The 20,044-nt window shown below is 63.5% G+C and carries 17 protein-coding genes; 6 read left to right on the plus strand and 11 right to left on the minus strand.

What is annotated here, in order from left to right:
* Positions 1 to 104: 104 nt before the first annotated feature.
* The gene (locus VFA60_12505) at positions 105 to 3,482 is read left to right on the plus strand and encodes a carboxypeptidase regulatory-like domain-containing protein (GenBank protein ID HZQ92609.1); all 3,378 of its coding nucleotides are present in this window, start codon (positions 105 to 107) and stop codon (positions 3,480 to 3,482) included.
* A gap of 252 nt (positions 3,483 to 3,734) precedes the next feature.
* The gene (locus tag VFA60_12510; protein ID HZQ92610.1) at positions 3,735 to 7,433 is read left to right on the plus strand and encodes a TonB-dependent receptor; all 3,699 of its coding nucleotides are present in this window, start codon (positions 3,735 to 3,737) and stop codon (positions 7,431 to 7,433) included.
* Between the two features lie 128 nt (positions 7,434 to 7,561).
* Here VFA60_12510 and iscX read toward each other — a convergent pair whose 3' ends face one another.
* The 10 genes from iscX to VFA60_12560 form a co-directional block, all read right to left on the minus strand.
* Positions 7,562 to 7,786 carry a Fe-S cluster assembly protein IscX gene (iscX, locus tag VFA60_12515; GenBank protein ID HZQ92611.1) on the minus strand — a complete coding sequence of 75 codons (225 nt, stop codon included), beginning with the start codon at positions 7,784 to 7,786 and terminating at the stop codon, positions 7,562 to 7,564.
* A gap of 126 nt (positions 7,787 to 7,912) precedes the next feature.
* Positions 7,913 to 8,344, minus strand: coding sequence for a 2Fe-2S iron-sulfur cluster-binding protein (locus VFA60_12520; GenBank protein ID HZQ92612.1), 432 nt, complete (start codon positions 8,342 to 8,344; stop codon positions 7,913 to 7,915).
* 95 nt (positions 8,345 to 8,439) lie between these two features.
* On the minus strand, positions 8,440 to 10,359 hold the full coding sequence (gene hscA / locus VFA60_12525) for a Fe-S protein assembly chaperone HscA (protein ID HZQ92613.1): 1,920 nt from the start codon (positions 10,357 to 10,359) through the stop codon (positions 8,440 to 8,442).
* Entirely contained in the window at positions 10,359 to 10,730 is a 372-nt protein-coding gene (locus tag VFA60_12530) for a cupin domain-containing protein (GenBank protein HZQ92614.1), read from the minus strand. The genes hscA and VFA60_12530 overlap by 1 nt, the downstream gene beginning before the upstream one ends.
* Positions 10,727 to 11,104: a VOC family protein gene (locus VFA60_12535; GenBank protein HZQ92615.1), complete on the minus strand. Its 378-nt coding sequence runs from the start codon at positions 11,102 to 11,104 to the stop codon at positions 10,727 to 10,729. The genes VFA60_12530 and VFA60_12535 overlap by 4 nt, the downstream gene beginning before the upstream one ends.
* A 14-nt stretch (positions 11,105 to 11,118) precedes the next feature.
* Complete coding sequence (gene hscB / locus VFA60_12540) at positions 11,119 to 11,793, minus strand: Fe-S protein assembly co-chaperone HscB (GenBank protein ID HZQ92616.1); 675 nt, start codon at positions 11,791 to 11,793, stop codon at positions 11,119 to 11,121.
* A gap of 96 nt (positions 11,794 to 11,889) precedes the next feature.
* A complete protein-coding gene (locus VFA60_12545) occupies positions 11,890 to 12,333 on the minus strand; it encodes an iron-sulfur cluster assembly accessory protein (GenBank protein HZQ92617.1) in 444 nt (147 codons plus the stop codon).
* A 52-nt stretch (positions 12,334 to 12,385) separates the two neighbouring features.
* Positions 12,386 to 12,814 (minus strand): Fe-S cluster assembly scaffold IscU, encoded by a 429-nt coding sequence (gene iscU / locus VFA60_12550; protein ID HZQ92618.1) that lies wholly within the window; start codon positions 12,812 to 12,814, stop codon positions 12,386 to 12,388.
* Positions 12,815 to 12,951: 137 nt separating this feature from the next.
* Positions 12,952 to 14,244: an IscS subfamily cysteine desulfurase gene (locus VFA60_12555; GenBank protein ID HZQ92619.1), complete on the minus strand. Its 1,293-nt coding sequence runs from the start codon at positions 14,242 to 14,244 to the stop codon at positions 12,952 to 12,954.
* 38 nt (positions 14,245 to 14,282) lie between these two features.
* Complete coding sequence (locus tag VFA60_12560) at positions 14,283 to 14,798, minus strand: Rrf2 family transcriptional regulator (GenBank protein ID HZQ92620.1); 516 nt, start codon at positions 14,796 to 14,798, stop codon at positions 14,283 to 14,285.
* A 289-nt stretch (positions 14,799 to 15,087) separates the two neighbouring features.
* On the opposite strand from VFA60_12560, the gene VFA60_12565 reads away from it, so the two are divergent.
* The 3 genes from VFA60_12565 (at position 15,088) to VFA60_12575 (ending at position 17,138) form a co-directional block, all read left to right on the plus strand.
* On the plus strand, positions 15,088 to 16,206 hold the full coding sequence (locus VFA60_12565; protein HZQ92621.1) for a hypothetical protein: 1,119 nt from the start codon (positions 15,088 to 15,090) through the stop codon (positions 16,204 to 16,206).
* A 188-nt stretch (positions 16,207 to 16,394) separates the two neighbouring features.
* Positions 16,395 to 16,547: a hypothetical protein gene (locus VFA60_12570; GenBank protein ID HZQ92622.1), complete on the plus strand. Its 153-nt coding sequence runs from the start codon at positions 16,395 to 16,397 to the stop codon at positions 16,545 to 16,547.
* A 219-nt stretch (positions 16,548 to 16,766) separates the two neighbouring features.
* The gene (locus VFA60_12575) at positions 16,767 to 17,138 is read left to right on the plus strand and encodes a response regulator (GenBank protein HZQ92623.1); all 372 of its coding nucleotides are present in this window, start codon (positions 16,767 to 16,769) and stop codon (positions 17,136 to 17,138) included.
* A gap of 210 nt (positions 17,139 to 17,348) precedes the next feature.
* Here the strand turns inward: VFA60_12575 and tsaD are convergent, their stop codons facing one another.
* Positions 17,349 to 18,548, minus strand: a complete 1,200-nt coding sequence (gene tsaD / locus VFA60_12580) for a tRNA (adenosine(37)-N6)-threonylcarbamoyltransferase complex transferase subunit TsaD (GenBank protein ID HZQ92624.1) — start codon at positions 18,546 to 18,548, stop codon at positions 17,349 to 17,351.
* 103 nt (positions 18,549 to 18,651) lie between these two features.
* On the opposite strand from tsaD, the gene VFA60_12585 reads away from it, so the two are divergent.
* Positions 18,652 to 20,040, plus strand: coding sequence for a CCA tRNA nucleotidyltransferase (locus tag VFA60_12585; protein ID HZQ92625.1), 1,389 nt, complete (start codon positions 18,652 to 18,654; stop codon positions 20,038 to 20,040).
* Positions 20,041 to 20,044 lie beyond the last annotated feature (4 nt).

Genomic DNA, 20,044 nt, shown 5'->3' on the forward strand with positions numbered 1-20,044 from the left:
TCTGTGACTGGTCTTTGCTGCGCCGCATTTCCGTGCCGGCAGTTCTCCGCATGCGGAGTTGCGGAATTTCACTCGACAAAATGCATTTCCATGTGGGGGATTCTATGTGTTTGAGAGTTTTTGCAGCTCTGTGCTGCTGCCTTCTGCTGCTCTCCAGTGTTGCCTGGTCACAGGGCGTGACCGCGACGATCGTGGGCACGGTGACCGATGCCACGGGCGCGGTGGTTCCGAACGCCAGTGTCACCATCAGCAACCAAGAAAAGAACATTGTCGTGCGAACGCTCGCGAGCGGTAGCAACGGCGAGTTTTCCGCTCCCTTGCTTCCGCTGGGTCACTACACGGTGACGGTCGAAGCCAAAGGCTTCAAGAAGTTCCAGCAGTCGAACCTGGAGCTGAACGTGGGCGACAAAGTGACCGTCAACGCCACGCTCTCGGTCGGCGCCACCGGCGAAGTGGTGACCGTCGAGGCCAATCCCCTCCAGGTGGAACTGCAGAACGCCAGCCCGGCCGGCTTGATCAGCGGCACGCAGGTTCGCGAGCTCTCCATCAATAATCGCAACTACGAGCAGCTGGTGGGGCTGCTGCCGGGCGTGAGCTACGGCGGGCAGGACCAGATTTACATCGGCACCACGAACTATGCATCGGGCACGTCGAACCAGCTGCTGTTCGCGATTAACGGCAACCGCAAGAGCCAGAACAACTGGACGGTGGATGGCGCCGACAACGTGGACCGTGGTTCCAACCTCACGCTGCTCAACTATCCCAGCGTGGATGCCATTGCCGAATTCAAGGTGACTCGCGGCGACTACACGGCTGAAACCGGACGCGCCGGCGGCGCGCAGATCAACGTGGTCACGCGCTCCGGGACGAGCTCGTTCCACGGAAGCGCCTACGAGTTCTTCCGCAACGACGTGCTGAACGCGAACAATTATTTCAACAAGCCCAACCCCATCAACCTGACCACCAACATTAAGCGTCCGCCGCTGCGCTACAACAACTTCGGCTACACGTTCGGCGGACCCGTTTACATTCCGGGACACTACAACCAGGAAAAGAACAAGGACTTCTTCTTCTGGTCCCAGGAGTGGCGGCGCATCATCACCTTCGGCCCCACGCAGAGCTACCTGGCGCCGACCGCGGGCGAATTGCAGGGCGTGTTCAGCGCGCCGGTGTGCATCGCCTTCTCGGCGAACCCGGGCGGCACCTGCACGGCGACCGGCACCACCATCACCAACATCAATCCCGCGGCGGCCGCGTACATCAAGGACATCTGGTCGAAAATTCCGACGGCGGCCAGCGATTCCAGCCGCACCATCTTCGTCGGCTTGCGGAGCCAGTTCTTCTCGCGACAGGAGTTGCTGCGGGCTGATCATGTGTTCGGTCCGAAGCTCTCGGTGTACTTCCGCTACCTGAACGACTCGATCCCAACCGTCGAACCCGGCGGCCTGTTCACCGGCATCTTCATTCCGAATTACCAGATCACAAGCACGAACTCGCCGGGCCGCAGCTACATCGGCCGCGGCACGGCGACGTTCTCGCCGACCCTGTTGCTGGAAGCCGGCTACGCCTACAACTACGGCGCCATCGTCAGCGATCCGACGGGCCTGAACCTGAAATCGAATTCACCTGACGTGGTCTCGGCCATCACGCTGCCGTTCGCGTCCACGCTCAAGCGCGTGCCCAGCGTGACCATCAGCGGGATCTCCACGCTGACCGGTTTCGGCGAATATCGCGACTTCAACCGCAACCACTCAGCCTACGTCAATATGACGAAGGTCTCCGGCAGCCACACCATGAAGTACGGCGTGACCTACTACCACTACAACAAGGACGAAAACAGCGCCGGCAACAACGTGGGCAGCTTCAGCTTCAACACCGCCAACGGTCAGCCCACCAACCTGGGCAACTCGACGGCGCAACGCATGTGGGCGAACTTCCTGCTCGGCCGCGCTTCGTCGTTCTCACAGGCGTCGGTTGACTTGCGTGCCGACATCATTTCGCAGCAGGTTGAAGCGTTTGCTCAGGACGAATGGCGGGTGCGGCGCAATTTCACCCTCACCTACGGCCTGCGTTATTCCTACTTCGGACAGCCAACTGACGGCCTGGGCCGGCTGACCAGCTTCCTGCCTTCGGCCTACAAGGCGGCCAACGCGCCGCAGCTGACGCCGCAGGGCAACCTGGTGCTGGGCACGGGCGATCCGTTGAACGGCATCATCCTGAACGGCGTCACCAGCCCGTTCGGCGATGCCGTCTCCAACTCCAACAAGAAGAACTTCGCCCCGCGGCTGGGCTTCTCCTGGGACCCGTGGAGCAACGGCAAGACGGCGGTCCGCGGCGGATACGGCCTCTACTACGACGTGTACTCGTACAGCCAGGCGGAGAACGACATCTTCACCAATCCTCCGTTTGTGCAGAGCCCGAGCACGCCGGCGACTCTGTTCACCAACCCGGCGGCGGCGGGCTTCAACATCAGCGCGACGACGCCCAACGGCATCCGCGCCATGCCCAGTGTGTCGCATCAGCCGTACGTCCAGCAGATCAGCCTGGGCGTGCAGCGTGAGATTACACGCGGATGGTTTGGCGACGTGAGCTACGTCTACACCAAGGGCACGCACCTGGTGGGCCGCCTCGACATCAACGAGGTCCCGCTCGGCGCGGCCGTGGCCCAGGGCCTGGTTCCGGCAGGGAGCATCAACACCACGTCGAACAACCCGATCCTGAACTTCGCCCGTCCGTTCCGTGGATATGGCGCCATCAACTCCATCCAGACCATCTACGGGTCGAACTACAACGCGCTCCAGGCGCAGTTGCAGAAGCGCTTCAAGGGCGACTCACTCATCAACGTGAGCTACACCTGGTCGCACGGCCTGACCGACGCGCAGCAGGACACCAGCGCGCCACAGAATAGCTACGACGTGCGCGCCGAGTACGGCAACAGCGAACTTGACCGCACGCACGTGTTCTCGGCCAACTGGGTGTATGAACTGCCCTTCATGCGCTCGCAACAGGGCTTCGCCGGACACCTGATCGGCGGCTGGGAAGTCAGCGGCATCCTGGCGATGAACGCCGGGCTCCCGCTCACCATCACCACCAGCGGCGTGGATCCGGGCAACCAGGGCATTCTGGGCGCCAGCTTCTCCGCGCCGCGGCCGGACATGATTGGCGATCCCAATGGCGCCAAGACGATCACGTCGTGGTTCAACCAGGCGGCGTTCGCGCCGGCCCCATCGGGCCGTCCCGGCAACGCCGGCCGTGGCGTGGTTCGCGGGCCGGGCTTCTCGCGCACCGACCTCTCGCTCTTCAAGAACATCCGCATCAATGAATCGATCAAGTTCCAGTTCCGTGCTGAGGCTTTCAACGTCTGGAACCACACGAACTACAACGCCGTCGGCACCACGTTCACAACCACCAGCACGTTCGGCAAGGTGACTTCGGCACGTGATCCGCGCCTACTGCAACTCGGCCTGAAGTTCTACTTCTAACGCAGTCTGAAGCATTAAGGCCCTCGCTCACGCGAGGGCCTTTTCTTCGGCGGCGCGAAAGAAAGGCGCTACGCGTTTCTGTTTGACAGGCTGAATTCAGCGCCCTAGGATAGCGCGCTACTGTGGCCCCGCATGCGGAGATCGCTTCCGCTGCGCTTCCGAAACGAAAAAACCAGGCCGGCGCACACCGTCGCTTTCGTGCGCCCGTCGAAATCTGAGTGTTCGGTCTTTGAAACCTTCAGGAGACTGTTTATGAAGCGAGTAGTGTGCGCGACACTATTGCTGATGCTGGCTGCCGCCCTGGCCTGGCCGCAGGGCACTACCAGCCGCATCACCGGCATCGTCACCGACACGACCGGCGCGGTCGTGGCCGGCGCCGCCGTCACCGTGATCAACGAGGGCACCAACCAGTCCTTCCGGACCACTTCGAGCGGCAGCGGCGCCTACGTGGTGGACAGCCTGCAAATCGGCAGGTATTCGGTGAGCGTCGAGGCCCGAGGGTTTCGCAAGTTCGTCTCGACCGGCAACGTGCTGGAGATCGGCACGCCGGCCAGCGTGAACGTCATGCTCCAGGTCGGCGCTTCCACCGAGACCGTCGAAGTGCAGGGCGGCTACGAACTGGTGCAGACGCAGAGTTCGGGCAATTTCGGCGGCGTGGTGGACAACGCCACGCTCACCGAGCTGCCAGTGGTCGGGGTTCGCGGGCGCAACTCGCTCGACATCCTGCGGGTTGTCCCCGGTGTCCAGATCGGCGACGGACTCCGCTGCAACACTGGTGGGTGCTCAAGCGTCAACGGCCAACGCGACCGCTCGTTCAACTACACGCTCGACGGGATTGATACCAATGAGACCAGCGCCGGCGGCTCGGAGTTGTCGCCCGCGCGCATCAACCCCGATTCCATTTCAGAGTTCAAAGTGATCACCGGGCAGACGACGGCCGAATACGGCCGCAGCCCGGGTGCTCAGGTCACCATGGTGACCAAGTCGGGCACCAATCACTTCCATGGAAACGGCTTCTGGTTCTATCAGACGCCCGCGATCACCGCCAACACCAACGCCAACAAGTCGGCCACCCCGCAGATCGAGCGTCCGCAGTTCATCCAGAACATCTACGGCGGTTCGCTGGGAGGTCCCATCTGGAAGAACAAGACCTTCTTCTTCGCTAACGTTCAGTTGCTGCACGCCAAGAACAACAGCACCGTCACCCGCACGGTGTATACCGACACCATCAAGAACCAGGGTCTGTTCCGCTACGCGCTGGGGCAGCAGAACCGTCCCGCCGGCGTGGCCGGCGCGTCGGTGGATACCAACGGCAATCCCATCGTTCCCATCAGCAGCTACAACATCGTGACCAACGACCCGGCGCACCTGGGGCTCGATCCGGTGATGAAGGCGTTCCTGGCGCTGGCGCCTTCGCCGAACAACTTCACCGTCGGCGACGGCCTCAATACCGCCGGGTTCACCTTCACTACGCCGCAACTGGAGCAGCAGGTGGACTCGGTCATTAAGATTGACCACGTTTTCGATGCCAAGAACAGTGTTTTCTTCCGCTGGGCCGGCGGACACCAGAACACCATCGCCGATACGGCGAACTCCGGGCAGCCGCGCTTTCCCTCCGCGCCGCCGTCGGTTAACACGCTGCGGCGCCCCCGCAACATTGCCGTGAACTGGCGCACAACCCCCAACGCCAGCATCACCAACGAACTCGTTCTCGGCATGAACCGCTTTGGCTTCGAGTTCAATAATCCGGCCCTGGAGAACTCGAGCCAGACGTTTCCGCCGTTTGTGACCAACCTGGTGACCGATCCACGGCTGACCGCCGCTGGCAACTCGCGCTATCTGACCACCTATCAGTTGGTGGACAACTTTACTCTGGCCGGCGGCGCCCACACCTGGCGCTTCGGCACGAACCTGCGCTACGCGCGGCACATTGACCATCGTGGCGGCATCGGCTCCCTCAATGCCGAACCGCAGATCACGTTCAGCACCAGCGCCAATCCGGTGAACGACACCACCTTCGCCATTCCAACCACCGGCGCCAACGCAGTGAATTCGAACGATCGCTCCCGCCTGCGCAGCGCGATCAATGACCTGCTGGGCCGTATCGGCGAGATCCAGCAGGGCTACGTGGCCGCCAACGACAGCACCTTCAAGCCCATCGGCAGCTTCAACCTCATGGACCATCGCTGGCCCGAATACGATTTCTACGCGCAAGATACGTGGAAGCTCCGTCCCAACTTCGTGGTGGACCTCGGACTGCGGCTGGAAGCGCGGCTGGCCCCCGATCTGGTCAGCTTCAAGAACCTGGTGCCTGACCAGCCATTCGCCTTCGGCACAACACCTTCGAGCACGCTCAAGTGGGTCGAAGGCAACTACTTCAAGAGCGACTGGAACAACCTGGGACCCTCGATTGGGTTTGCCTGGGACCCGTTCAAGTCCGGGAAGACTTCAATACGCGCCAACTACCGCCTGGCCTACGACCGCATCAACACCTTCTCGTTTTCCTCCACGGTTTTCCAGGGCCTGCCTGGGCTGACGTACCAGTTGCGCGACACCACGCTGGGGCAGGGCGGGCTGCGCGCCAAGGACTGGCGCGTTCCTGCTCCGCCGACCACGCCGCTGGCCCTGCGCCAGCTGCCGGCGGTCAGCACCAACAGCATCACCGTTGCCGATCCGAACATGCGCACCCCCAAGGTGAACATGTACGGCCTCAGCATCGAGCGCGAAGTCTGGAAGAACACGGTGCTGAGCGCGACGTATAACGGACGCCACGGCGTGGGGCTGTACGGCGCCTACAACGCCAATCAGCTCGACTACCGCAACAATGGTTTCCTGGCCGCCTTCAAGGCCATCCAGGCGGGAGGAACCAGCGCGCTCATGGACCAGATCACCGCGCCCGACCGCAACGCCGGCGAGACCTCGCGCGCGTATATCACTCGCATGTCTTCCACCGCGCTGGCGACCAACGACGTTGCCGGGCTGGCCAACATTCTGGCGAACCGCATCCTGTCGAGCGGGCAGACGCTGGTGCAGGCAGCCGGGCTCAGCCCCTTCTTTTTCAAGCCCTACCCGCAGGTGTTGGGCGGCCTGATTGTGCTCGACACGAACGACTCTTCCACCTATCACGGGTTCACGCTGCAATTGCAGCAGCGGCCGAAGAACGGCCTGCTCTACGCCGTCTCCTGGACGTGGTCGAAGTCGGAGGACACGCGGTCATTCGACCCCACGTTCACGACGGCCGCCACCGGCTCGGGCCAGTCGGCCGCCTCCACGCCATGGGACATCCGCAACCGCAGCCTGAACTGGGCGCCCTCTGACCTGGACCGCACTCACGTCCTGCAAGGGCACTTTGTCTACGAGCTGCCCTTCGGCCACGGCAAGCGCTTCGGCAGCAGCGCCAGCGGCTTTCTGGACCGCGTGATTGGCGGCTGGGAAGTTGCCAGCTTCTGGACCTATCAGACGGGACGGCCGGTGACCATCTACAGCGGAGCCAACACCTTCAGCAATAACGTTGGCACACCGGCATCGTGCGCCGGCAAGTGCGACCCGTACGTCGGCGCTGTGATGCGCGACCCCGCCACCAACAATCCTTTCTACATGTTCTCCCTGCCCTACAATTCCGCCGCGGGCACCCGCACCCTCTCCGACGGTTCGGTCCTCTCCATTCCGGCGGCGGGCGAATTCAGCAACCTCGGCCGCAACTACTGGCGTCTTCCGATTTACGCCAATGTGAACGCCACGTTTGCCAAATCGTTTCGCATCGTCGAAGGCCAGAGCCTGCAGCTTCGGCTGGAGGCGCAGAACCTGACCAACTCGTCCATGTATGACTTCGTCACCGCACGGACGTTCAACATTCAGGACCCGACGTTTATGCGGATCCGGCCTGACGTGGACGGCCCGGCCGGCAATTCGGCGCGCCGTATCCAGCTCTCCATGAAGTACAACTTCTAGCCCCCGGAAGCACCAAGGCCCTTGCGCAAGCAAGGGCCTTTTCCTTTTCTGGCGCAGGAGAGACGCAGCAAGGACGTCTCTACAAAAAGTGCGTTCAGGGTTCCCGGGCAACGAGCAGGGAGCGACGGCTACTGGTTCTGCTGCGCGTCCTGGTACTCCTCGTACCAGGCCATCTGGATGGCTTCGAGTTTGCCCTCGTTCGAAGCCTTGGGATCGTCGGCGAAGGCGGGCAGGCCGGTGACCTTCTTGTGCAGGTCGGTGAAGCGGAGTTCGAGCGGGTTCTGGCCGGGATACGTCTCGGCCAGCAGAATGCCGATTTCTTCGGCGTCGTCCCAGGTGAGTTCGTCGGCCATGCGAGAGCTCCTTTTCGGAGTTTCAAGTTTCAAGGTTCAAGTTTCGAGTTTCAAACGCAAAAACTCAAAAATGCCGGGCTGCTTCCCCGGGGCCCTTGCTCGAAACTTGAAACTTGAAGCTCGAAACTAGTCCTTCTCGTGTCCGCCCTCCGACACGTAATTCCTGTTCCACGCGGGAATCTCGACCACGACGTGGCCGGGCTTGGTGATCTGCGCCTGGCAACCGAGACGCGAATTGAGCTGCAGGTCGGCGGCCATGTCGAGGCGGTCGGCCTCGTCGTCATCCATCTCGGTGAGCGCGTCGGCGCCTTGCTTCACCCACACGTGGCAGGTTGTGCACGCGCAGTTTCCGCCGCAGGCGTGGTCGAGGAACACACCGTGGTTCAGCGCGATGTCGAGGATCGACTCCGGCTTGCCGTGGTCCTTGTACGGAAGCTTGCCGTGCTCGTACTCGACCGTCTTGTTCTCCGGCAGGAACGTGACGCGCACCGTGCCGGGGCGCTGCTCCTGCTCGGCCGTGGCGGTGGCGCCGGTTTGCGGGTTCTTCTCTTCAGGCATAGGAATATGTGTTCGTCGGTCTTCAAGCGTCGGTCTTCGGCAAATCAGCCTCCGGCGCAAATGGCCGGCGGCCAAGGGCCGACGACCGACGACTACTAGCTCTTCTCAATCTCCGCCGGCGCGAACGGATGCGGCGCCGCCGGGCCTTCGCCCACATCGGCCGTTTCCATCGTCTTGCCCTTGAGCGCGCTGGAGACGGCGGAATCCATCATCAACTCGGCGAGCCGCTGGGTCGCCTGGTTCAGCCGCTCCACGGCTTCGCGGATGGCGCGGTAGTCGTCGGCCTTCGCCGCGCGTTTCACCTCGTCTTCGAATTTGGTGATCCGAGCACGCTCGTCGTTCGCCAGCTGCTGCCACGCCGGGTTCAGCCGCGCCTTTCCCAGGTGCAGCAGGATGTTGTCGGCTTCCACGCGCGCTTCAGCGATCTGGCGGCGGCGGAAATCCTCCTCGGCGTAGTCAAACGACTCCAGGATCATGCTTTCGACCTGCTCATCGGTCAGGCCGTAGGTCGGCTTCACCGAGACCTCGGCCTCTTTGCCGCTGCGCTGCTCGCGCGCGGAGACGTGCAGGATGCCGTTGGCGTCAATCAGGAATTTCACTTCGATGCGCGGCAGGCCCGCCGGCATGGGCGGGATGCCCTTCAGGTCGAAGCGCGCCAGCGAGCGATTGTCGGCGGCGAGTTCGCGCTCGCCCTGCACGACGTGAATGGCCACGCTGGTCTGCCCTTCGACGCCGGTAGTGAAGTGCTCCGTCGCAGACGCTGGAATGGTCGAGTTGCGATGGATGATCTTGGCGACCACGCCGCCCAGCGCCTCGATGCCGAGCGACAGCGGCGTGACGTCGAGCAGCAGCATCTCTTCGGTGGCGGCAGAGCCTCCGGCCAAAATGTTGGCCTGCACGGCCGCGCCGAGCGCGACGACTTCGTCGGGATTCAGCTCGATATGCGGCTCCCGCTGGAACAACTCGCGCACCAGCGCGCGCACGCGCGGAATGCGCGTGGAGCCGCCCACCAGCACGGCTTCGTCGATCTGCGCCGGCGTAAGCTTGGCGTCGGCCAGCGCCTGCTTCACCGGGCCGACGGTGCGCTGGATAATTGGCTCAATAAGCTGCTCGAATTGCTTGCGCGTGATTTCGCGCTGATACCTGTGTCCGCCCGGCAATTCGGCTTCGAGGAAGACCGGATCGCGCGACGAGAGCGCGATCTTGGCGTCGATCACCGCCTTGCGGATGGCTTGCACGGCCTCGGCGTTGCGGCGGAGGTCCACACCCATGTCCCCGCGGATGTCGTCGAGCGCGATGGTGATCAGCAGGTTGTCGATGTCGTCGCCGCCCAGGTGCGTGTCGCCGGCGGTCGCGATCACTTCGAAGATGCCCTCGTGCAGCTTGAGCACCGAGATGTCGAACGTGCCACCGCCCAGGTCGTAGACGGCGACGATGCCGTCGCGCTTCTTGTCGAGCCCGTAGGCCAGCGACGCGGCCGTGGGCTCATTCACCAGGCGCAGGACCTCCAGTCCGGCGATGCGGCCGGCGTCTTTGGTGGCCTGGCGCTGCGCGTCATTGAAGTACGCCGGCACGGTGATGACCGCCTTTTTTACCGGCGCGCCGAAGTAGCGCTCAGCGTTCTTGCGAAGCTGGCGCAGGATGAACGCGGAAATCTCCGGCGGCGTGTACTCGTGTTCGCCGAGCCTGATGCGCAGCACTTCGCCAGGCGCGAGATTGTCAGCAAGGCGGAAGGGGAACAGCTTCAGTTCGTCCTGGACATCTTCGATGCCGCGGCCCATGAGCCGCTTGATCGAATACACGGCGCGCTCCGGCGTTTCGATCAGGTACCTGCGCGCCGGATTGCCAACGATGATCTGGCCGTTTTCGTCGAGCGCGACCAGCGAAGGGACGAGGTTCGAGCCGTCTTCGCCGGGGATGACCACCGGCGTGTCGCCTTGCATGTAGGCAACGAGTGAGTTCGTCGTGCCGAGGTCAATACCGACCACGCGTTCGGTTTGGGGTGTTTCTGCCATCACTTGTTCGCGTACTTCCCGGCGCCCGTCAGGTGGATCGAAACGTAGGGCTCGTTACCCACGACCCAGCTGTCGTGCTCCGGGCCGATATGGAAGATGTCGCCGGCGCGCAGATCAATGATCCGGCCGTCGCGCATGGCCGCGACCGCGTGGCCGGAGACGACCACTCCGACGTGCTCAACGTCGCAGAAGGACTTGCCCAGCGCCTTGCCCACATGCACCGACCATTTCCATCCCGGCTGATAGGTGGCGCGGCCAAGCGTCATGCCCCCGACGTTCACAATCTCGAAGCGGCCCTCCTCGAACTCGCGGACCTCATCGGGCGAGTCGAAGCGCTTGATGACGGCGTCGCTGGCGAGCCGTGGATTCATGCGGATGCGCCTGTTTCTCGGCTGCGGCGTTCGCTGCCGAAAATGCAAAGGTGATGGCCGTCGGGATCGTCGAAGTTTGCCGCCCATTGCGCGCCGTTAATGACCCGCGGCTCGACGGTGAACTTCACGCCGCGCTCCCGAAGCATGTCGTAATGCTCGCGCACGCCATCGACGCCGAACACCACCTCAGAGGCACCGGCACCCTGACCGAGATGCCTTGCCAGCGGCTCACTGAGCACCAGCATGAGCCCTCCGCCATCGAGGAAGGCCAAGGCTTCGATCTGGCCGGTGAGCTTGAGGCCAAGCGTATCGCGATAGAACGCGACGGAGCGCTGCACGTCGCTCACACCCAGCACCACGGTCGCGATCCTCATTTGCGGGCTGCCCATTAAGCCTCCAATGCCTCGTTGACGTCGCGCACCAGGTTGCGGATGTAGCTGCGCCGGTTGAGCAGGTCCACGATCTTGTCGCGGACATGATTGCGCTCGGCGCCGGAGCCGCAGCGCGCGGCGGCCGCGTCCCACTCACTCCAAAGTGTTTGCAGCTGGGCTGAAATCGCCTCCAGGCGGGCGGTAAAGTTGATGCGCGCGGTTTCCAGGTCACGCTGCACGCTCGCATCGGCCTGCTCGCCCATCTTTTTCGCGGCACGCATCTCCTCGAGCTGCATGTTCAGATCGAAAACCTCTTCCAGCAGATCGGCGGGAACAACCTGCTTCTTCTGTGTTCCCGATTCGCGCGCCTGATCGGTCGCGGCCCGCGACTGCTCTTCCAGTTGCACGCCTTCCAGCTTCAGCAGGTACTCAGTGCGGGCGATGGGGTCGCGCAGCGTGCGATAAGCGTCGTTCAAGCGCGAGCTTTGCTCCAGGCTCCAGGCCTGCTCTTCGGCGGAGGCCCGGGCGTACAGATCGGGATGCAGCTTGCGGCTCAGGCGGTAGAACTCGCGCTCCAGCGCCTTCAGGTCAATGTTCAGGCGGCGCGGCAGGCCGAAGATGCCGAAGAAGTCCTGCGCGGAGGACTCGCTTCCGGATTCTGCGGCATCGCGGATTTTGCTTTCGGTCGCCATTCGGTCGTTCAGCCGTCAGTCAGTCGTTCAGCGCAATGCCGCCGGCCGAGTTTTAGGTGACGGACTGAGAGACTGACCGACTGACAGACTCCGGTCTCAGCCCGAAAACGACGTCCCGCAGCCGCATGACTTGCTGGAGTTGGGATTGATGAACTCGAATCCCCGGCGCATCAGCGTCTCCTGGTAATCGAGCGTCATGCCGTGCAGGTAGAGGAACGACTTCGGATCGACGAAGACGCGCACGCCGTCGAAGGTGAAGACGCGGTCGCGCTCGCGCGGCTGCGAATCGAAGCGCAGGTGATAGGTGAGCCCCGAGCAGCCGCCGCCCTGCACGCCCAGGCGCAGCCCGCCATCGGCGGGCGAAATGCCCTCCTTGGCCATGGCCGCGCGGATGCGCTCCACCGCTCGCGGCGTTACTTGAATTCCCGGCGCAGGCGGAGCTTCGCCCTGGCCTGCGGAACTGGCTGCAGGCGCGAAGGTGGGCGTGGCGTTCGTTTCTATCTGCTCCAGCTTCTCCGGGTTGTCGAGCGTCGTCTTCATCACTCTTGCCCGGCCGAGCGTGACCGGGCTGCATTTTCCACGGCGCGAATGCTTACGCGCTCTTCTCGGCCGTGGCTGGAGCGGCGGCCGGCTCACCCAAGCCCTGCTTCTTCTTCCAGTCGTGGATGGCGGCGCGGATCGCGTCCTCGGCCAGCACCGAGCAGTGGATCTTCACCGGGGGAAGCGACAGCTCGCGCACAATGTCGGTGTTCTTGATGCCGAGCGCCTCTTCCACGGTCTTGCCCTTCACCCACTCAGTCGCCAGCGACGACGAAGCGATGGCCGAGCCGCAGCCGAAGGTCTTGAACTTGGCTTCCTCGATGATGTTGCTCTCGGGATTGACCTTGATCTGCAGCTTCATCACGTCGCCGCACTCGGGCGCGCCGACCAGCCCGGTGCCCACGTTGGGGCTCGTCTTGTCGAGCGAGCCGACGTTGCGCGGATTGGTGTAGTGGTCCAGAACCTTGTCGCTGTATGCCATGTTCTTGTTTCCTCTCTAAATTCGATGCTCTTCGTTGTCCTTTCGCTTCGAAGGGCGGCCCTGCAAATTGATCACTGTGTCACCGGGTCATTGTTCCTTGGGCCCAATGACCCACTGGCCCGATGACCCGATGTTCACTACTCTGCCGCCCACTGCACCTTGGTCAGGTCAATGCCTTCCTTGGCCATTTCGTACAGCGGCGAAAGCTCGCGCAGGCGCTTCACGGTTTCCACCACGCGCTCGGCCACGTAATCCACCTCGGCCTGCGTGTTGAAGCGGCCGATGCCGAAGCGGATGGAGCTGTGCGCCAGGTCGTCGCCCGTGCCCAGCGCCTTGAGCACGTATGAGGGCTCCAGCGTCGCCGACGTGCACGCCGAACCGCTCGAAACCGCGATGTCGTTGATGCCCATCAGCAGCGACTCGCCTTCCACATAGGCAAAGCTGATGTTCAGATTGCCCGGCAGGCGGCGCTCCAGGGTGCCGTTGATGTACACCTCGTCCAGTTCGGCCGTGATTTTGTCCTTCAGGCGGTCGCGCAAGCCGGCGAGCTTCTTCATCTCTTCGGGCATCTCTTCGTGCGCCAGCGCCGCGGCCTTGCCGAGTCCCACAATGCCAGGCACGTTCAGCGTGCCGGAGCGCATGCCGCGCTCGTGCCCGCCGCCATCGATGATAGGCGACACCTGCACGCGGGGATTCTTGCGCCGAACGTAGAGTGCGCCCACGCCCTTGGGACCGTACATCTTGTGCGCCGAGATCGAGGCCAGGTCGATGTTCTGCTGGATCACGTTGACGGGCACTTTGCCGATGGCCTGCGTCGCGTCGGTGTGGAAGATCACGCCGCGCTCATGGCACAGCTTGCCGATCTCCTCAACCGGCTGGATCACGCCAATTTCGTTGTTGGCGAACATGATGGTGACGAGAATCGTCTTGTCGTCCATCGCGCGCTTCAGGTCGTCGAGGTCGATAAGGCCGTTCTTCTGCACCGGCAGGTAAGTCACGCGGTAGCCGTACTTCTCCAGCCGCTTGCAGGTATCGAGCACGGCCTTGTGCTCGGTAACGGCGGTGATGATGTGGTTGCCCTTCTCGCGATACATCTCCGCCACGCCCTTGATGGCGAGGTTGTCGCTCTCGGTGGCGCCGGAGGTGAAGATGACCTCCTTGGTGGTCGCGCCGATCAGCCTCGCGATTCGCTCGCGCGCGGTTTCGGTTGCCTCTTCGGCGATCCAGCCGAAGGAGTGGTTGCGGCTGGCGGCGTTGCCGAAGCGGTCGGTGAAGTACGGCAGCATCTCCTCCAGCACGCGCGGATCGACTGGCGTGGTGGCGTGGTTGTCCATGTAGATGGGCAGCTTCACGTTCGCGTTTGCGTTTCCATCGCCGTTGCCGTGGCCGTTGCCGCTCTTCGTCTCAGTAATGATTCCCTTGCTGCTCATGTCCGTCTTCGCTCCTCGCAAGATCGCTTCAAAACTCGTCAGGTCAGCCGCACCAGTTCGGAGGGAGCTGCCGTCTCGCTCTCGCAGCAGCCGGCGCCGGCGTCCGCAGGGCGGGCCATGTCTGAAATCGTCAGCCGCGTCAGGACTTCCTGAATGCTGTCGCCCACGCGGCGCAGCGGCTCGCGCACAGTGCAGCGCGTGGTCTGCAGGCAATCGTTGTCGGTGCCGAAGCAGGAGGCGATGAACATGGGCCCATCGATCGCCTCGATGACCTCGAAGGCAGAAATGGTGCGCGCCTCGCGCGCCAGCGCGTAGCCACCGTGCGTGCCGTGCTGCGAAATCAGCAGGCCCGCCTTCACCAGCTTCTGCAGGATCTTGGCCAGCGCCTCCTGAGGGATGCCGTAGGCTTCCGCCAGATCTTTGGCGCTGTGCGCTCCCCGGCGGTGCGCGGCCAGGTGTCGCATGGCAATGAGCCCGTAGTCGGCCTTCTTGGTGAGCTTCAGCATCGGCGCTGCCTCAGCCGGGACCACGAATCCCGACCGAATTGGTCGCATATTTAATATAGATGCAATACGCGTCGCAACGCAACCATCCGCAGCCAACGAAGAATCCCAGCAGTTAATGGTAAGTATCTTCCATTCAATGGTTTGCGATTTAAGGCAAAAACGGTCGGATTTTCTGGGGAGCACCGGGCGGCACATGGTCGAAAAGTGGTTCTTTCCGTGTCACTTCCCAATGCAATTGAACTAAGGCAAACACTGGATTGTGATACTCACCAAACGAGCCAATCATCCCAGTGTGCCCGCTTCGTGGAGATGGCTCCGTCATCCCGCTGCCTTCCTGTTGCTGCTGACGCTCGCCCTGACGGCCACCGCCTCGGGCGGAGCCGACAGCGCCACGCCAGACACCGAGCGTCCCCGCGCCACACCGCCCGCCCCAACGCGACAGCCACAAGCCGTGTACAGCATTGAGGTCGGCGTGGATGGCGAGGTTTATCCAGTGTTCGCCAACTACGCCGCGCTGCAGCCGCCGCAGGAGCGGACGTGGAGCACGGTAGCGGTGAAGATCTCCAACTCCAGCGGGGCCACGCTTCGCAACCGCGTGAGCGTTCAGATTCGCGGCTGGAGCGATGAAGAAATACAGATCGCCGAGATGAGCGCCGGCGAGACGCGTACCTACCTGTTCGCGCCCAGCTTCCTGCCACGGTTTTACCGCAATCGCGACCTGACCGCCGCCACCGCCGTGGTCACCGCCACCGACATGAGCGGACACGTGGTCTACAGCGGCACCGCGCCCGTGCGTCTGCGCGCGGTTGACGACATCCTTTGGGGCGACGGCTTCAAGAACTCACGCTTCATCGCCAGCTGGGTGACGCCGCACGATCCGCGCGTGGAAGACGTGCTGAGCAAGGCCAAAGAATTCATGCCGGGCCGCCGCCTGCCCGGATACGAGAACTGGAAATCGCCCGCGCAGCAGGCCGAATCCACCCGCGCGCAGGCCCGCGCCATCTACCGCGCGCTGCAGAAGAAGGGCGTCTCCTACGTGAAGAGCTCGATCACCTTCGGACGGCACACCGCCACCAGCGAGCGCGTGCGCATGCCGTGGGAGTCGCTGCGCCAGGTTTCGGCCAACTGCATTGATGGCGCGGTGATGTACGCGTCGCTGTTCGAGAACCTGGGCATGGATCCGGTGGTGATTCTCGTTCCCGGACACGCCTACGTTGGCGTCCGCACCTCGGAGGAGGGGCGCGACTTCCTCTACCTGGACGCCGCGGTGATCGGCCGTGCCAGCTTCGAGACCTCCGTGGACACGGCCGAACAGGGCATGGCCCGCCTGAAGCCGGCGCAGATCACTCGCATCGCCATTTCGGAAGCGCGCAGCGCCGGGATCTTCCCCATGCCGGGTTTCGACTCGGCCGCCGCCACCCCGGGCGGCGCCACGGCTGCAACTCGCCTGCGGTAATCAACATCCTTTCGTCAACCGTGGCGGCGGGCCCATTCGCCCTTCCCGGGGAAAGTCCCGGCTTGGCCTGTTCCGGCCCTTGACAAGCATTCGCCCGGGGCTACAATTCCCGCTACCTCTCCGGTTCAGTCCGGAATATGACGTCGTTTCGTCCGCAAATCTCTCCTGCGAGTGCACCAGGAACCCCCATGGAACAGAAATGTCATCACCCGCGCGTGCAAATCGTGGCCCGCGACGGCGACTCGGAATTCGTCGAATGCAAGGAATGCGGCGAAGTCTTCGAGGCGTCGGAATTCAAGGACATGGCCATCGAGGAAAACACGCGTCCCAGCGAAGCCTGACCTCCCATCTCGCACCGTGAACCGGGCGCAAAGCCCTCGATCGCCGCTACCTGCCGCCGGGGTGTGCGCCAAGGGCCAAATTGGGCCTGAAAAGGCATTACAAACGTAATGTCCGGGCGCATTACTCGCTTGGGAACGAAAGGTAACCAGTGTTAAAACTTCGCTAATTCGCGTTGCCCCGGGTCCTGGACCCGGGAGCGGCGCGGTGGCAAGGCGAATATGAAAGCACTCGTGGTTGACGACTCCATGCTCATCCGGCACACCGTGTGCCGGTGGCTGGAAGAGCGCGGCTTCGCGGTGGAGGCGGCCTGCAATGGCGCCGAAGCGCTGGAAACCATGGCGGCCTACGTCCCTGACGTAATCATCACCGACATGGAAATGCCGCAAATGACCGGGCCGGAGCTGATCTTCAAGCTGCGCAGCCAGCCCCATACCGCCGACATTCCCATCGTGATCCTGGCGGGCAAGCGGAGCGCTCTCAGCATGGGCGCGCAATGCCGGGCGCACTACACCATCTTCAAAGACATTGACATTGAGACGCAGCTGCAGCACGCGGTGACCTCGCTGGCGGCGAAGCGGACCGGGAACTAACTCTCCTCTCCGTTTCTCCTTCGCCCAACCATTTGAGACTGTCATCCCGAAGCGCGCGTTCTTTGCGCGCGAGGGATCTGAGCACAATGCCGGCGCGACCAAGGCAGGTCGTGCGGGCCGCACACGCTGGCGCGACCGGTCGCATCAGTGCCGGCCGATGAACAGGTCCCTCGCTACGCGAGGGATGACGTTCTTAAAACGGGACGCGAATCAGCGGAATCCCAGGGCCATTCCCGCCTCGGCCGAGAAGTCGGCCGGCGCGAAGTCCTTTGCAACAAACTTCGGATAAGCCGCCGCGGCGATCATGGCGGCGTTGTCGGTGGAGAGCCGCAGCGACGGAAACGCTACTGCCAGCCCCTGCTGCGGGGCCTCTTGCTCGAACCGCTGGCGCAGTTCGCTGTTGGCGGCGACGCCGCCGGTCACGAACAGCGACGCGGCGTTGTTTTCGGCGGCAGCGGCCAGAGTTTTGCTCACCAGGTCCTCCACCACAGCCCGCTGAAAAGACGCCACCAGATCAAGCGTCGCGTGATCGCAGGCGGCGAGCACGTCTTCAAACTTCGGTTTCACTTGGCCGGCCAGCGCTTTGCGACGGGCTTCAATCGCCGGTCGCATGCCGTGCGTCTCCACGTATCGCAGCACCGCCGTCTTGATCCCGCTGAAGGAAAAGTCGAAAGTCGTGTCCGCGGAGCGCTTCTCGCGCGCGGCCCGGTCACGATGCTTGATCTGCGCCGGTCCGAACTTCACCGCCGCGGGATCGCCGTGCCGGGCCAGCTTGTCAATGATCGGCCCGCCAGGATAGCCGAGCGCCAGGAGTTTGGCCACCTTGTCAAAGGCCTCCCCGGCGGCGTCGTCGCGCGTGCGCCCGATGTTGCGGTAAGACCAGATGGGCGACGACTTGGGCGCCCCACTCAAGCCTTCTTCTGGCCTGAGTGGGGATTCTGACTTTGCGTCGGCCAAATAAAGATGTGTGTGCCCGCCCGATACGACCAGCGCCAGCACCGGAAACTCGAATTCCTCGCCGCCTTTTTGCCGCTGCTCGAGAAGCACCGCGTGGATGTGTCCTTCAAGGTGGTTCACCGCGATCAGCGGCTTGCCGGTCGCATACGCCAGCGCCTTGGCAAAGCTGACACCCACCAGCAGCGCCCCCGCCAGGCCCGGGCCCTGCGTGACCGCGATCGCGTCCACCGTCTCGTACGTCTTCCCGGCCTGCTCCAGCGCCTGGCGCACAACCGGCACGATGTTGCGCAGGTGCTCACGCGAGGCCAGCTCCGGCACCACGCCGCCGAACGGCTGATGCAAGGCCACCTGCGACGACACCACGTTCGAAATCACCTGCTCGCCCGCGCGCACCACGGCCGCCGCGGTTTCGTCGCAGGAGCTTTCGATGCCGAGAATGTAAGTGTCGGACATCTCTCCCATTACTATAGAGGATCAACCGCGGAGGCGCGGAGAAACCGAGATTTGATCGCTTTCCTCCGCGTCTCAGCGTCTCGGCCGTAAATTCGTTCTTGGCATGACCGCAAAACAGTTCGCCACCGATATTGTCCGCGCGCTCCACGACCGCGGGCACCAGGCGTACCTGGTGGGCGGATGTGTGCGCGACCTCCAGCTCGGGCGCGAGCCCGCCGACTACGACGTGGCCACTGACGCCACGCCGGATGAAGTCATGCGCATCTTCCCCGACACATTCGCCGTCGGCGCGCAGTTCGGTGTGGTGCTCGTCCCGCTGCCGCGCGCGACCGAGGAGCAGCTCGCCGCGGTCCCCGACGAGCATCCCGGCTCCGGGCACCGTCACTCGGTCGAGGTCGCCACGTTTCGCAGTGACATCGGCTACTCTGACGGGCGCCATCCCGACCAGGTGCGCTTCAGCCGCAGCGCCGAAGAGGACGCGCAGCGCCGCGACTTCACCATCAACGCCCTGCTGCTCGATCCGCTCAACAACCAGCTGCTCGACTACGTGGGCGGACGCCGCGACCTGGAGCGCGGCATCATCCGCGCCATTGGCGATCCGCACCGGCGCTTCGCTGAAGACAAGCTGCGCATGCTGCGCGCCGTGCGCTTCGCTGCGCGCTTCGACTACTGGATCGAGCCCAAAACGCTGGCGGCCATCAAGGAACTCGCTCCGCAAATCCACCAGGTTTCGCACGAGCGCGTGCGCGACGAGCTGCTCAAGATGCTGACCGAAGGCCACGCGCGCCACGCCTTCGAGCTGCTCGACCAGACCGGCCTGCTCAAGGAAGTCCTGCCCGAGATTGCGGCGATGAAGGGCGTGGAGCAGCCGCCTCAGTTTCATCCCGAGGGCGATGTGTGGGTGCACACGCTGCTACTGCTCGATGGTCTTCAGGCCGGGGCTTCCGCCACGCTCGCGCTCGGCGCTTTGCTGCACGACGTGGGCAAGCCGCCCACCTTCCGCCGCGCCCCCGACCGCATCCGCTTCGACGGCCACGTGGAGGTCGGAATGAAGATGGCGCAGGAAATCTGCCGCCGGCTGCGGCTCTCGACCCACGAAACCGACCAGGTGGTGGCGCTCGTCGGCAACCACATGCGCTTTGCCGACGTGGAGCAGATGAAGGACTCGACCTTCAAGCGCTTTGTCCGCCTGCCGCGCTTCGACGAGCACATGGAACTCCATCGGCTCGACTGCATGGCCAGCCATCGCGACCTGGACCGCTACAATTTCACACGTCACCGATTGGCCGAAATGCCGCCCGAGGCGATCCGGCCGGCGCCGCTCATCACCGGCAGCGACCTGATCGCGGCCGGCTATGCGCCCGGGCCGCTGTTCAAGGAAATCCTTGCCGCCGTCGAAGACCAGCAGCTCGAAGGGCGTCTTGCGTCGCGGGACGAAGCCATGCAGTTCGTCGCGCGCCAGTTCCCGCTGGCCGCACAGCGCGAATGCTAAGATT

The sequence above is a fragment of the Terriglobales bacterium genome (assembly GCA_035651995.1).
Classification (GTDB): domain Bacteria; phylum Acidobacteriota; class Terriglobia; order Terriglobales; family Acidobacteriaceae; genus DASRER01.